Source organism: Enterococcus sp. DIV0358 (genome assembly GCF_051713465.1).
GTDB lineage: Bacteria > Bacillota > Bacilli > Lactobacillales > Enterococcaceae > Enterococcus > Enterococcus faecalis.
Genome location: NZ_JBIOPX010000001.1, coordinates 2,417,487 through 2,432,069, shown reverse-complemented (window position 1 = coordinate 2,432,069; position 14,583 = coordinate 2,417,487). Strand labels below are relative to the sequence as shown.

General features: G+C 37.8%; 14 protein-coding genes. 11 read left to right on the top strand and 3 right to left on the bottom strand.

Going from position 1 to position 14,583, the window contains the following annotated elements:
* Nucleotides 1–232: 232 nt before the first annotated feature.
* The 4 genes from IGK70_RS11790 to IGK70_RS11775 all read left to right on the top strand — a co-directional run bounded on the left by IGK70_RS11790 (nt 233) and on the right by IGK70_RS11775 (nt 3,306).
* Nucleotides 233–1,555 carry a bifunctional folylpolyglutamate synthase/dihydrofolate synthase gene (locus IGK70_RS11790; protein ID WP_010827760.1) on the top strand — a complete coding sequence of 441 codons (1,323 nt, stop codon included), beginning with the start codon at nt 233–235 and terminating at the stop codon, nt 1,553–1,555.
* Nucleotides 1,539–2,198, top strand: a complete 660-nt coding sequence (locus IGK70_RS11785) for an HAD family hydrolase (protein ID WP_002385286.1) — start codon at nt 1,539–1,541, stop codon at nt 2,196–2,198. The genes IGK70_RS11790 and IGK70_RS11785 overlap by 17 nt, the downstream gene beginning before the upstream one ends.
* Nucleotides 2,199–2,253: 55 nt before the next feature.
* Nucleotides 2,254–2,952, top strand: a complete 699-nt coding sequence (gene radC / locus IGK70_RS11780) for a RadC family protein (RefSeq protein WP_002365188.1) — start codon at nt 2,254–2,256, stop codon at nt 2,950–2,952.
* 153 nt (nt 2,953–3,105) lie between these two features.
* Nucleotides 3,106–3,306 carry a cold-shock protein gene (locus IGK70_RS11775; RefSeq protein ID WP_002355121.1) on the top strand — a complete coding sequence of 67 codons (201 nt, stop codon included), beginning with the start codon at nt 3,106–3,108 and terminating at the stop codon, nt 3,304–3,306.
* A gap of 105 nt (nt 3,307–3,411) precedes the next feature.
* Here the strand turns inward: IGK70_RS11775 and rnjA are convergent, their stop codons facing one another.
* From rnjA to IGK70_RS11760, 3 genes are all read right to left on the bottom strand, one after another.
* Entirely contained in the window at nt 3,412–5,097 is a 1,686-nt protein-coding gene (gene rnjA / locus IGK70_RS11770) for a ribonuclease J1 (protein WP_002355122.1), read from the bottom strand.
* Between the two features lies 1 nt (nt 5,098).
* On the bottom strand, nt 5,099–5,311 hold the full coding sequence (locus IGK70_RS11765) for a DNA-directed RNA polymerase subunit epsilon (RefSeq protein ID WP_002355123.1): 213 nt from the start codon (nt 5,309–5,311) through the stop codon (nt 5,099–5,101).
* Nucleotides 5,312–5,615: 304 nt separating this feature from the next.
* Nucleotides 5,616–6,002, bottom strand: a complete 387-nt coding sequence (locus IGK70_RS11760; protein ID WP_002355126.1) for a YbaN family protein — start codon at nt 6,000–6,002, stop codon at nt 5,616–5,618.
* 228 nt (nt 6,003–6,230) lie between these two features.
* Between IGK70_RS11760 and efrA the strand changes: the two genes are divergently transcribed.
* The 7 genes from efrA (at nt 6,231) to greA (ending at nt 14,563) form a co-directional block, all read left to right on the top strand.
* A complete protein-coding gene (gene efrA, locus IGK70_RS11755; RefSeq protein ID WP_104855867.1) occupies nt 6,231–7,958 on the top strand; it encodes a multidrug efflux ABC transporter subunit EfrA in 1,728 nt (575 codons plus the stop codon).
* Entirely contained in the window at nt 7,955–9,724 is a 1,770-nt protein-coding gene (efrB, locus tag IGK70_RS11750; protein ID WP_002365186.1) for a multidrug efflux ABC transporter subunit EfrB, read from the top strand. The genes efrA and efrB overlap by 4 nt, the downstream gene beginning before the upstream one ends.
* Nucleotides 9,725–9,821: 97 nt before the next feature.
* On the top strand, nt 9,822–10,313 hold the full coding sequence (locus IGK70_RS11745; protein ID WP_002355129.1) for a gamma carbonic anhydrase family protein: 492 nt from the start codon (nt 9,822–9,824) through the stop codon (nt 10,311–10,313).
* Nucleotides 10,314–10,326: 13 nt separating this feature from the next.
* The gene (gene wecB / locus IGK70_RS11740; RefSeq protein WP_162783060.1) at nt 10,327–11,478 is read left to right on the top strand and encodes a non-hydrolyzing UDP-N-acetylglucosamine 2-epimerase; all 1,152 of its coding nucleotides are present in this window, start codon (nt 10,327–10,329) and stop codon (nt 11,476–11,478) included.
* Nucleotides 11,479–11,552: 74 nt separating this feature from the next.
* A complete protein-coding gene (locus IGK70_RS11735; protein WP_162783059.1) occupies nt 11,553–12,230 on the top strand; it encodes an HAD family hydrolase in 678 nt (225 codons plus the stop codon).
* 207 nt (nt 12,231–12,437) lie between these two features.
* Entirely contained in the window at nt 12,438–13,823 is a 1,386-nt protein-coding gene (gene mltG, locus IGK70_RS11730; protein ID WP_002407365.1) for an endolytic transglycosylase MltG, read from the top strand.
* 260 nt (nt 13,824–14,083) lie between these two features.
* Nucleotides 14,084–14,563: a transcription elongation factor GreA gene (gene greA, locus IGK70_RS11725; protein WP_002355133.1), complete on the top strand. Its 480-nt coding sequence runs from the start codon at nt 14,084–14,086 to the stop codon at nt 14,561–14,563.
* The last annotated feature ends 20 nt before the right edge of the window (nt 14,564–14,583 follow it).

Here is a 14,583-nt window from a genome sequence, read left to right as displayed (position 1 = left end):
TTATAAAAAAATCATGAATAAGCGTGTTGAACGCTCTAAAAATAGTTTTTAATTGGCTGGCTGGAACGAACCATCCAGAATGTTAGTTTACCATAAGTTCATTAATGTATCCGCTAATAATGCAAAATTATGAAAAATGCAAAAAGTTTTCAAGAAAAAGTTTCAATTGGTTATTAGTGAAAAAGTCACCTAACTTAGTTATAATGTAGAAGAAGACAAGGAGTTGGACAAGATGCAATTAACAATAGAAGAAGCCATTGAATGGATTCATAGCCGGTTACCCTTTGGTTCAAGACCTGGTTTGGATCGGATTAATGCGTTATTAGAAAAAATTGATCATCCAGAAAACAAAGTGCCAACGATTCATATCGCAGGAACCAATGGTAAAGGCTCAACCGTGACATATTTACGCTGTCTATTAGAAGAAATGGGCTTGAAAGTCGGAACCTTTACCTCTCCTTATATTGAATCATTTAATGAAAGAATTGCGATAAATGGTCAACCAATTTCAGACGAACAATTGATTACCTATGTGGAAAAGTATCAACCAATCATTAAAGAATTAGACAAAATCACTGAAGTGGCTGGAATTACAGAATTCGAAACATTGACAGGAATGGCCTTGGACTATTTCGTGAATGAACAAGTGGATATCGCAGTTGTTGAAGTTGGCTTAGGTGGATTACTTGATAGCACCAATGTCGTGAAGCCATTATTGACGGGAATTACGACAATTGGAAAGGATCACACAGAAATTTTAGGTGAAACAATTGCTGAAATTGCCTATCAAAAAGCGGGTATTATTAAAGAAAAAGTCCCAGTAGTAACAGGCAATATTTGTGCTGATGCGCTAGCAGTCATTGAAAAAGTCGCACAAGAAAAACAGAGTCCAATTTTTCGTTTTGGCAAAGAGTATCAAGTGGAATATCTACATCCTGACACACAATGGGGGGAAGTATTTAATTTCTATGGAGAAATGGGCAAACTGACAAAGATTAAAGTTCCCTTGTTGGGGCGTCACCAAGTAGAAAACGCGGCGGTAGCTATTCAATTATTTGACAAGTATTGCCAACTACAACATTTGCCGTTTAAAGAACGAGACATTACTCAAGGGTTAGCTAAAGCGCAATGGCCAGCTCGAATGGAACGTCTTAGTGATGAACCGTTGATTGTTTTAGATGGTGCCCACAATGATCATGCAGTAAAACGCTTAGTTGAAAACTTGCGCAAAGAGTTTCCACAACACACGATTCATATTTTATTTTCAGCTTTAGCAACTAAAGATGTGGATGAGATGATTCAGGACTTAAAGCAAGTACCGAATGCGCATCTTTACTTAACTAGCTTTGATTACCCTAAAGCTATTGCACTTACAGAAATGGAAAAATATGAAGACGATTTAACAGAAATTGTGTCTTTATGGCAATTTGGCTTAGGCGAAATTTTAGAAAAAATGTCGGCAGATGATTTATTATTAGTAACAGGTTCATTATATTTTGTTTCTCAAGTAAGAGAATTACTTTTAACTATAGGAGGAAATGATGAAGAAATTTGATGGCGTAATTTTTGATATGGATGGGTTGCTTTTTGATACGGAGTTGATTTACTATACATCTACTCAAAAAGTAGCAGATGCAATGGGGTTACCATATAGTAAAGAAGTCTATTTAGACTATGTTGGGATTTCCGATGAAGAAGTACAAGAGAATTACCGACGTATTTATGCATCTTATGGTCACGACACAGTGGAAGAATTTATCCGCCGTTCTTATGATGATACCTTGCAAGAGTTTCGATCTGGTAACGTCCCTTTAAAACCAGGGGTGGTGGAATTTCTCGACTTTTTAGATGATCAAAAAATTCCTCGATTGGTTGCTTCAAGTAACGTCCGTCCAGCAATTGAAATGTTATTAAGCCATGCTGGGATTCAGGATCGTTTTGTAGGGATCGTTTCAGCAGAGGATGTTAAACGAGCAAAACCGGACCCAGAAATTTTTCAAAAAGCTCGTCAACTTTTAGGAACAGAAGCCCCGAAAACCTTGATTTTCGAAGACTCATTTCATGGGGTAAGTGCGGCTCATAGTGCGGGCATTCCAGTGATCATGGTACCTGATTTATTGCAACCAACTGAAGTTATCCAAGAGAAAACATTACATGTCTTGGAGAGTTTACATCAAGCGCCACATTATTTAAAATAATAAAAACAACACTCCTTTGCGTAGTTTATTAATGACTAGCAAAGGAGGTTTTTTTATGCAAGTATCGGATCTGTTTATTCGTGAGATGCCGAGTGATTGTTTACCACGAGAACGGCTCTTAGCGATAGGAGAAAAAGCATTATCGAATCAAGAGTTGTTGGCGATTCTGTTACGTACTGGCTCAAAAGAAGCAGACGTGATGACTGTTGCCGCAACGTTGTTAAAACAGTTTAAGCAACTTTCTTATTTGCAGCAAGCCACGTTGAACGAGTTAATGGCTATTAAAGGCATTGGCCAAGTGAAAGCCATTGAATTACGTGCGGCCATTGAATTGGGGTGTCGAATTTATCAAAGTAGTCAAATCAAATTTGGCAAAGTTACGTCCAGTCAACAAGTCGCTCAACGATTACTCCAAGAGATGAAGGGGCTGCAACAAGAACATTTAATTTGTATTTACTTGAATACCAAGAATGACATTATCCAACAGAAAACGATTTTCAAAGGTTCACTGAATCAAAGTATTGCTCATCCACGCGAAATTTTTCGGGAAGCGGTTAAATATTCTTCTGCTCGCATACTATTAGCTCATAATCATCCATCTGGCAATCCGACACCGTCACCACAAGATATTCAATTTACCAAACGAATGGAAGAATGTGGCGAAATGATGGGGATTCAATTGTTGGATCATATTATTGTTGGTGATAGCGGATACATTAGTTTGAGAGAAGAGAATTTTTTTGCTTCAGAATGAGGACAATTCTTGCAAAAATATTTTATCACGTGTAAAATGAAAGGGTAATCTTGTTTGGAATTATGTAGACTTTTTAAATTTTTTTAAATATTCTATTGGAAGCGAGCAAAGTTACGACTATTTATGTGCAAATGCACGAGGAGGAACAAAAGAATGGAACAAGGAACAGTAAAATGGTTTAACGCAGAAAAAGGTTTTGGGTTTATCTCACGCGAAGACGGAAGCGACGTATTCGTACACTTCTCAGCTATCCAAGGTGATGGTTTCAAAACTTTAGAAGAAGGTCAAGCAGTGACTTTCGATGTTGAAGATTCAGACCGTGGCCCTCAAGCAGTTAACGTAGAAAAAAACTAATAAAAAATAATCCAAAAACACCTAACGCATGTTAGGTGTTTTTTTGTTAGAAAAAATAGAGAAGAAAAATGGACAAACATTTTTCTTCTCTATTAAATGAGAGCTTTATTGATCACTAACTGTGGCAGTCATAATCATTGGCAGAATCATTGGATGACGTTCTGTTTGTTCAAATAAGAAAGGCTGTAAAGCGGTCGTCATGGCTTCGCCTAATTTTGCTTCGGTACAGTTTTTATCTTTCATTGCTTCACGTAGAGCATTGAATAAAAGACGTTGGCCTTCATGAATCATATCACCAGACTCACGCATGTAGACAAAACCACGGGAAAGAATGTCTGGACCAGCCATAATTTCTTTATTTTTAATATCAACTGTTGCTACCGCTAAAACTAAACCTTCTTCAGATAAGATACGACGATCCCGTAAAACAACATTCCCGATATCACCGACACCATTTCCATCAACGTACACGTCATTAGCATTGAAGTGGCCAGCAGGACGTGCGCTATCAGCCGTTAAAGCTAAGACATCGCCGTTGCCCATGATAAAGCAATTTTCTTCAGGAACCCCTGTATCTTGAGCGAGCGAAGCATGGATTTTTAACATTCTAAATTCACCATGAACAGGCATGAAATATTTAGGCTTCATCAAGCGAAGCATTAATTTTTGCTCTTCTTGTCCACCGTGACCAGAAGTATGGATATTATTGATTTTTCCGTGGATAACTTCTGCACCGGCTTCAGATAATAAGTTGATTAAACGGTTAACGCTTGTCGTATTCCCAGGAATTGGTGAACTTGAGAAAACAACCGTATCGCCTGGTTGAATACTAATTTGGCGATGTGTACCGTTAGCAATCCGACTAAGCGCGGCCATAGGTTCTCCTTGAGAGCCAGTACATAAAATCATTGTTTCATTTGCTGGCAATTGATTCAGTTCCGCCGCATCGACAAACGTTCCTTTTGGCACTTTGATGTAGCCTAAGCGTTCGCCATTGACAATGGCATTTTCCATGCTACGACCAAAAACAGCAATTTTGCGACCGGTTTTCACGGCTGCATCAGCAGCTTGTTGTAAACGGAAAATGTTTGAAGCAAAACTGGCAAAGATAATCCGACCATCAATTTTTTCAAAGATTTTTAAAATAGAGGTCCCAATTGTTTTTTCGGATTTTGTAAAGGTGGGTATTTCAGCATTGGTACTATCTGAAAGAAGACAAAGAACGCCTTCTTCACCTAATTTTGCCATTCTGTGCAAGTTAGCTGGCTCGCCAACGGGTGTAAAGTCAAACTTAAAGTCACCTGTTGCGACAATGTTACCAGAAGGCGTTTTAACCACAACGCCCAAGGCATCAGGAATACTGTGAGTCGTCCGGAAAAAGCTAATCGCTGTTTTTCTAAAACGAATCACCGTATCTTCATTAATTTCGTGTAATTCCGCTTCTCGCAATAAACCATGTTCATCTAGTTTGTTGGTAATTAAAGCCAAGGCTAGTGGTCCCGCATAGATTGGGATATTCGCTTGACGTAAAAGATAAGGAACGCCACCAATATGGTCTTCATGACCGTGGGTAATAACGAGTGCTTTGACTTTATGCAAATTTTGAACGATGTAGCTATAATCTGGAATCACGTAGTCAATCCCAAGTAAATCATCTTCTGGGAATTTGATCCCAGCATCAATAATGATAATTTCATCTTGGAATTGTACCCCATATGTGTTTTTTCCAATTTCGCCTAAACCACCGATTGCAAAAACGCCAGTTTCGTTATTTTTTATGTTTACTTTCATGTTAAAACTCCGTTAGAGTGAAGTCCGCATGTTCTTGCTCATAAGCAAGATGTTTTTCGTCTAATAATTGAACGTATTCAATATTGTATGGGGTATTTTCTTCAACTAATTGGCGCACGATTACATCGCTATCGGCTTCCATGTAAAGAGATTTTGTGTCTTCTCTTTTTGGGTTTCTGATTTTTGTTTCTTGATAGTATACTTTGTAAATCATCGATTCATTTCTCCTTCAGCTACTAATAGTAGCAATTTATAGTTTTTTTCATTTTAAGACAGAAAATTAAACACAACAAAACGAGGTGCTGATCACCTAAAAAAGAATGCTCATCAAAAACATCTGTTAATGATGAAATGAAGCCTCGACTTTGCTTCATTCTGGGTATTTGATTTTATGTGTTCTTTTTCAACCGTCCCGTGTGTTGTGAATAACAACAATTAAGCTTATTTTATCATAGAATGATAAGGAAGTATAGAAACACTCACTGGACTTTTAAAAAAAACAAACTTCTTGTGTCGCCTTATTCTTGATCAAGTTCAAGTGCCTTTTTTTTAGGACGCCAATACCAACTTAAGCCAATCACGTGGGCTAAATAAACAATCGCTAAAGTCGTAGTCATCAACGTATTTCGGACAATTAAACACGGAATGGCAAATAAAAGAAACATGGAAATAAATAGTTTCCATTTGCCTTTACGAGTAATTTTTTTCTCAAAGAAGGCTTCTTGGATATATTTTTGATAATAAGAAGAAGCTAAAAATTTGTTATAAAGTTTATCTGAACTACGCATCCAAAAAAAGGCCGTTAATAAATAAAAACCAGTGGTGGGTAAAAGCGGCAAAAAGATTCCTAACGTGCCTAAAGCAAACGTACAGGAACCGAGAAAAATGAAGAATAATTTTTTCATTCAAAGGGTCCTTTCAGTTTTTCCCAATTATGGCACAATCAAAAGGAAGTAGCAATTTTAATCGTATAAGTAAATCATTAAAATTATCTATTTTTTAGAAAATCTAAAAGGGAAAGGATAGAAAGAGAAAGGCTGTTTTTTCTAGCCAGACAGCTTGTATTACCGATTTCTTTTTGATACAGTGGGAGTACTAGAAAATTTAAAGTAAGATAAGAAGGAGATGATTAATTGAAGTTAATGTGGCGTTACACAATGCGTTATAAGAAATTACTTTTCGCTGATTTTATTTGTGTGTTTGGTTTTATTTTGATTGAATTAGGCTTGCCGACCATTTTAGCACGAATGATTGACAAAGGAATTATTCCTAGAGATATGGACTATATTTATCAGCAAGGGATTTGGATGGTTGTAATTACGATTATTGGTGTCGCAATGAATATTTTGCTGGGGTACTTTGGTGCCAGAATTACAACAAACATTGTTCGTGATATTCGTGATGATTTATTTGAAAAGATTCAAACTTTCTCACACAGTGAATATGAAAGTATTGGGGTTTCTTCCTTAATTACGCGAACTACCAATGATGCATACCAAATTATGCTCTTCATGGGAAATATTTTACGTCTTGGCTTTATGACGCCAGTGATGTTTATTGCCAGTCTTTACATGGTGATGCGAACGAGTCCGTCGTTAGGAATGTACGTTTTAGGCGCCTTGCCTTTTCTGCTGCTAGCAGTTGTCGGAATTGCTCGTTTGTCAGAACCGTTATCTAAAAAGCAACAAAAGAACTTAGATGGAATCAACGGGATTTTAAGAGAAAATCTTTCTGGATTGCGGGTAATACGCGCATTTGTTAATGAAAAATTTGAAGAATCTCGTTTTAATAAAGTCAATGAAACTTACACTGAAAGTTCAAAAAGTCTGTTTCGTTTAATGGCAGCAGCCCAACCAGGGTTCTTTTTCTTATTTAATATTGTGATGGTCTTAATCATTTGGAGCGGGACTGTTCAAATCAGCCATGGGGATTTAGAAGTTGGGAATTTAATTGCTTTTATTGAATATATTTTCCATGCGCTGTTCTCGTTTATGTTATTTGCCAGTGTCTTTATGATGTATCCGCGGGCTGCGGTTTCGGCTTCACGGATTCAAGAAGCCTTAGACATGGAACCAGCTATTCGTGAAGAAGAAGGCGTAACAGAAACAGCTACTAAAGGCTATCTAGAGTTTAAAAATGTAACCTTTGCCTATCCTGGACATGCGGAAAGCCCAGTCATCCGCAATGTAAGTTTTAAGGCGTCACCTGGTGAAACAGTGGCCTTTATTGGGAGCACAGGTAGTGGGAAATCAACATTAATTCAATTGATTCCACGGTTTTATGATGTATCAGAAGGTGAAATTTTAATCGATGGAGTGAACGTAAAAGAGTACCAACTTAGTGCATTACGCAATAAGATTGGCTATATTCCACAAAAAGCGTTACTTTTTACTGGTACAATTGCTGATAATCTTCGCTACGGTAAGGAAGATGCGACGTTAGAAGAAATGGAACGAGCAATTGACATTGCTCAAGCTACAGAATTTGTTTCACAAAAACCGCAAGGCTATGATGAACCTCTTTCAGAAGGTGGCACGAACTTTTCTGGTGGTCAAAAACAACGTTTAGCTATCGCACGGGCGATTATTCGCAATCCGGAAATTTATATATTTGATGATAGTTTTTCTGCGTTAGATTATCAAACAGATGCAAATTTACGAGCGCGTCTGAAAAAAGAAACAACAGAATCCACTGTTTTAATTGTGGCACAACGTGTTGGAACAATTATGCATGCGGACCGCATTGTTGTTTTAAACGAAGGCGACGTGGTCGGAATTGGCACACATCGTGAATTACTTGAGACTTGTCCAATTTACTATGATATTGCGGCTTCTCAATTGTCAGAGGAGGAATTAGCATGAAACACGCCTTTTCTTCTATGAAACGAATCGGTCGCTATATTAAACCGTATCGGGTGACGTTTTATTTAGTTATTTTATTTACCATATTAACCGTTGCCTTTAATGCAGCGTTGCCTTATTTGACTGGATTACCAACGACAGAAATTAGCCGTAATATTGCGGCCGGTGAATCAATCAATTTTGATTATGTAATCCAATGTTTAATTTGGATTTTAGTTGTGGGAACAGGTTATTGTGTGGCACAATTTTTGTCAGGCTTTTTAATGACGAATGTCGTTCAACAATCCATGCGCGATTTACGTCGAGATATTGAAGAAAAAATCAATCGTTTGCCAGTTTCTTATTTTGATAAGAACCAACAAGGAAATATTTTGTCACGGGTGACGAACGATGTGGATGCTGTCAGCAATGCGATGCAACAAAGTTTTATTAATATTGTTTCGGCAGTCTTAGGGATTGTGATGGCGGTAGTGATGATGTTCTTGATCAATCCGCTGATGGCGATTTTTTCAGTGATTATGATTCCGTTGTCTCTGATTATTTCCAGAACAATTGTTAAAATCTCCCAGAAATATTTCCAAGGAATGCAAAATTCTTTAGGAGACTTAAATGGTTATGTCCAAGAAAATATGACTGGGTTCAGTGTCTTAAAACTATATGGTCGGGAAAAAGAAACCCTTGAAGGCTTTAAACAAGTCAATCATCGATTAAATGGTTTTGGTTTCAAAGCATCCTTTATCTCAGGATTAATGTTGCCATTGGTTCAAATGACTGCTTATGGGACCTATATCGGGGTAGCTGTCCTTGGTAGTTACTATGTGGTTGCTGGTGTGATTGTAGTGGGGCAATTACAAGCGTTTATTCAATATATTTGGCAAATTAGCCAACCAATGGGGAATATTACGCAGTTGTCTGCAGCTTTACAAAGCGCTTCAGCTTCGACCATGCGGATTTTTGAAATCCTAGATGAACCAGAAGAAGAACTTAACGAACAAGATGTTCCTTTGCCAGAACCTATTTTAGGCTCTGTTGAATTTGAAAATGTCAGCTTTAGTTATGACCCAGAAAAACCGTTAATTCGTAATTTGAACTTTAAAGTTGATGCGGGCCAAATGGTTGCGATTGTGGGACCAACTGGCGCTGGGAAAACAACCTTAATCAACTTACTGATGCGTTTTTATGATGTAACAGAAGGCGCCATTAAAATTGATGGCATTGACACGAAAAAAATGAACCGTAGTGATGTCCGATCTGTATTTGGAATGGTATTGCAAGATGCTTGGTTGTATAAAGGTACCATTGCAGATAACATTCGTTTTGGGAAGTTGGATGCCACGGATTATGAAGTTGTGGATGCAGCGAAAACGGCCAATGTGGATCACTTCATTCGGACAATGCCAGACGGGTATGAAATGGAAATCAATTCTGAGGGAGATAACGTTTCCCTTGGTCAAAAACAATTGTTGACCATTGCCCGAGCGGTAATTTCTGATCCAAAAATTTTGATTTTAGATGAGGCGACTAGTTCAGTCGATACACGCTTGGAAGCCTTAATTCAAAAAGCAATGGATCGTGTTATGGAAGGACGAACGAGTTTCGTTATTGCCCACCGCCTATCCACTATTCGTGAAGCTGATTTAATTCTTGTTATGAAACAAGGAGAAATCATTGAAAAAGGTACGCATCATGAGTTGCTGGAACAAGGTGGCTTCTATGAAAAACTATACAATAGTCAATTTGCTGAAGAAGGCGACTATGAGGAATAAAAAAACGGCTGTCTGAAAAGACAGTCGTTTTTCTTGTCTTTTTTACTATGAAAGTGAGGAATTCTTGTCTATACTTAATGAAAAGAGGTGACAGGGTTTGAAAAAAGAGTATTTTATTGCTGCTAGTGCAGATGTCTATGGAAACGTACAACTAGCGAAGGATAGTAATATTTGGTTTCAGTCGGTCTTAAGAGGTGACAGTAACACAATTACCATTGGTGAAGGTAGTAATATTCAAGATGGCACGATTATTCATGTTGATGAAGATGCCCCGACAATTGTAGGCAAGTATGTAACAGTGGGTCATCAATGCATGTTACACGGTTGTAAAATCGGTGATGGTGCTTTGATTGGCATGGGTTCAACCATTCTAAATAACGCTATTATTGGAGAAAACAGCCTGATTGGTGCGGGTTCTTTAGTGACGGAAGGCAAAATTATCCCGCCAAATGTTTTAGCATTTGGTCGACCCGCGAAGGTTATCCGTCCGTTAACGGCAGCAGAAATAGCCAGTAATCATACGAACGCCTTACATTATATCCAACGAGCAGAAGAATTTCGCCAACAAAAATACCCGAAACTAACATAGAATTAGGAGGAAAATGATGAAGAAAATTAAAGTAATGACAGTTTTTGGAACACGGCCAGAAGCAATCAAAATGGCCCCTTTAATCAAAGTTTTAGAAGAGCAAAGTCAAGGATTTGACTCTGTAGTAGTCGTAACAGCGCAACATCGCCAAATGTTGGATCAAGTGTTAGAAGATTTTCAAATTACACCGAATCATGATTTAAATATCATGAAAGATGGGCAAACCTTAACAGATATTACAAGTCGTGTTTTGAATTTATTAACTGAGGTTCTTGTGACAGAACAGCCGGATATTGTCTTGGTTCATGGCGATACAACCACGTCATTTGCGGCTGCATTGGCTGCTTTTTATCAACAGATTCCGGTGGGACATGTGGAAGCAGGATTACGGACCTGGCAAAAATATTCTCCGTTTCCGGAAGAAATGAATCGTCAACTGGTAGACGTGTTAACTGATATTTATTTTGCCCCAACCACTCAAAGTAAGGACAATTTAATCAAAGAAAATCATCCAGAAGAACATATTTATGTAACTGGCAATACAGCGATTGACGCGATGGCGTATACTGTTGATGCCCACTATCAAAATGATTTATTGGAAAAAATCCCTACAGACCAACGCATCGTGCTAATTACAATGCATCGTCGTGAAAATTTAGGCCTGCCAATGGCAAATGTTTTTAAAGCTGTTCGTCGACTTGTAATGGAACATCCAGAAATTGAAGTCATTTTCCCTATGCACAAAAATCCCAAAGTCCGTGAAATAGTAGCGGAACACTTAGGTGAATTAGCTCGTGTGCATTTAATTGAACCATTGGACGTCAAAGATTTTCAAAATTTTGCAGCGAAAAGTGCGTTAATTTTAACTGATTCTGGTGGTGTGCAAGAAGAAGCTCCTTCCTTAGGGGTGCCAGTTTTAGTTTTACGAGATACAACGGAACGTCCAGAAGGCGTAGCGGCAGGAACATTGAAATTGGTTGGTACAGACGAACAAGTAGTCTATCAAGAGGCGAAAACATTATTGACTGATTCTGATGCTTACCACGCGATGGCGCATGCACAAAATCCGTATGGGGATGGTCAAGCTAGCCGCCGAATCGTTGAAGCCATTGCCTATGAAATACAGCAATCAGATAAAAAACCAGATACGTTTACAGCAAAATAAATAAAAAGGCAGAGAAGCGCTGAAAAATGTGCTTCTTTTGCGTATCTTATTTTGAAGAATCAATTAGACAAAAAATGCTAGAAAGTAGTGAAGTGAAGATGTATCAAACGATTTTATTTGATTTAGATGGCACAATTACGGATTCTGGTAGCGGCATTATGCGTTCTATTTTGTACGCAACAGAACAATTAGGCTGGCCAGATCCTAGCGAGGAGACGTTACGTTCTTTCATAGGGCCGCCTTTATATGAGTCATTTTTGCACATGGCGCCTTCAGCTGAAGCAGCGCAACAAGCCGTGAGTCATTATCGAGCGTATTATCAGAGAAAAGGTATGTTTGAAAATCATGTGTATCCAGGGATCCCAGAGGTACTAACAAGGTTAAAGGAAGCGGGAGCAAAGTTATACATTGCGACTTCCAAGCCAGAAGAATTTGCTAAAAAGATTATTACTCATTTTGATTTAGATCGTTATTTTACAGGCATCTATGGAGCGAGTATGGACGGTCATCGTTCTAAAAAAGCAGATGTGATTCAGTATGCATTAGCGGAAGCTCAATTAGACCCAACCAAAGAAGCGATTATCATGGTTGGTGATCGTAATCATGACGTTCTTGGTGCTCAACAAAATGGCTTAGATAGTATAGGTGTCTTGTATGGATTTGGTGAAGAAACAGAGTTACAAGAGGCGGGAGCGACATTCCTAGTACAATCGCCTAAAGACTTAGGTGCTATTTTGCTACAAAATTCCTAATAGAAAATGGATTTTCGATAAATTTAGGAGGATTTTAAGATTTATTATCGTTTCAATAGAAAAGCGCCATCATAGGCTTTAACCGTTGTCAATGATGAATTTTTTATCAGGGAATGACGGTCTTTTTATTAAAAACATTTAATTTTAAAGAGGTTTCATGTATAATAGTTTCAGTCATAAACGATAGAATAGTAAGGAGGGTTAGTTTTGGCTAATGATAACCAAAATAACCAAGATCCCAAATCTTCGCTTAGAGACCAAGTAACTGGGTCTTTAAAAGGTAGAAATGATGGCGATCAACCTGATTCCTCTGAAAAAAATGATAGGTCTCCCCAACCTTCATATGATGAATCACAAGAAACAGCGAGCCGCACAACACAAACACGTGCAGGTTCTAGAGCTGCTCGAAGACGTGGGAAAGACAAGACAACACAGACAGTCGAAGAGCCAACCCCGATTGAAACAGACGAAAAGCCAACAAATACAAAAAAACAAACACGTAAAAAAGAAGATCGTTTAGTCGGTCGTATCGTGTTAATTGTAGTTTCTGTATTGGTTTTAATGATGGCAATCTTTGGGTTTACTTTTTATAAATATGTAGATGCTGGGCTACAACCACTAGACAAGAACAATAAGAAGCTTGTTCAAGTGCATATCCCAGAAGGATCTTCTAATAAGCAAATTGCTGCGGTTTTAGAAGAAAGCAACGTCATTAAAAGCGGAATGGTTTTTAACTACTACGTAAAATTTAAAAACTTAACAGATTTTCAAGCGGGCTATTATCAAATGTCTCCAAGCATGACACTCGATGAAATTGGTGAAATGCTAAAAGAAGGAGGCACGCCAGAACCAACTAAAATTGCAGATGGCAAAGTAACGATTCCTGAAGGCTACGATATAGATAAAATTGGCGAAGCCATTGAAAAAAATACGGATTTCAAGAAAGCAGATTTCATTGCATTAATGAAAAACGAAGACTTCTTCAATCAAATGAAGGCTAAGTATCCTGATTTACTTGAAAGTGCTGCAACTGCAGAAGGTGTTCGTTATCGCTTAGAAGGCTATTTGTTCCCGGCAACTTATGATTACTACAAAAAAGCAACACTTCCTGAATTTGTCGAACAAATGATTGCTAAAATGAACACAGTAATGGAACAATATACGCCGACAATTCATGCAAAGAATTTAACCAATCAGCAAGTCTTAACGTTAGCTTCACTGGTTGAAAAAGAAGGAGTCAAAGAAGCAGACCGCAAACAAATTGCGCAAGTATTCTTTAACCGCTTGGCTGCTGATATGCCAATCCAATCAGATATTTCTATTTTGTATGCTCTAGGAGAACACAAAGAAACTGTAACGTATGCTGACTTGGAAGTGGACTCGTCTTATAACTTGTATAAAAATACTGGTTATGGACCAGGACCATTAGATAGCCCAAGTGAGGAGTCAATTAAAGCAGTCTTGAATCCGACACCAAGTGACTATTTATACTTTGTAGCAGATATTTCTACAGGAAAAGTATACTTCTCAAAAACATATGAAGAACATCAAGTATTAGTAGATCAGTATGTCAATAATTCAAGTAGTGAATAAAATGAAAACATAAAAGAGCTTGGTGAATCAATTTTGTATGATTCACCAAGCTTTTAGATACTCAAAAAGTAATCTGTTTAACAGAGGGAAAGGGTAGCAACTAGAAATTTATATAAATAAAATTTAGCAAAATCACAAAAATTCAATAATTATATTTACAATTTAGAAAAAGCGTGGTACTCTTTTGTGGATTGAAAGCGGAATTTTTTTCAATAACCAACCAAGAACTACGTATCGTTAAGCGAAAAAGGAGAATTAACATGGTAGAAAAAGTATATCCAATGACTCTTGAAGGAAAAGAAAAATTAGAACAAGAGCTAGAAGAATTAAAAACAATTAAACGTAAAGAAATCGTAGAGCGTATTAAAATCGCTCGTAGCTTTGGGGATCTTTCAGAGAACTCAGAGTATGAATCAGCTAAAGATGAACAAGCTTTCGTTGAAGGACGTATTACAACGTTAGAAAATATGATTCGTTTTGCAGAAATTATCGACAATGATGGCGTGGACCAAGACGAAGTTTCCATCGGTAAAACAGTTACTTTCCAAGAATTGCCTGATGGAGAAGAAGAGGAATACACAATCGTAGGAAGTGCCGAAGCCGATCCATTTTCTGGTAAAATTTCTAACGATTCACCGATTGCGCAAGCCTTAATTGGTAAACAATTAGGCGATCAAGTGATTATTGCAACCCCTGGTGGCGACATGACAGTTAAAATTACAAAAGTTGAAGCAAACTAAATAATTGAGTAGGGCAGGCA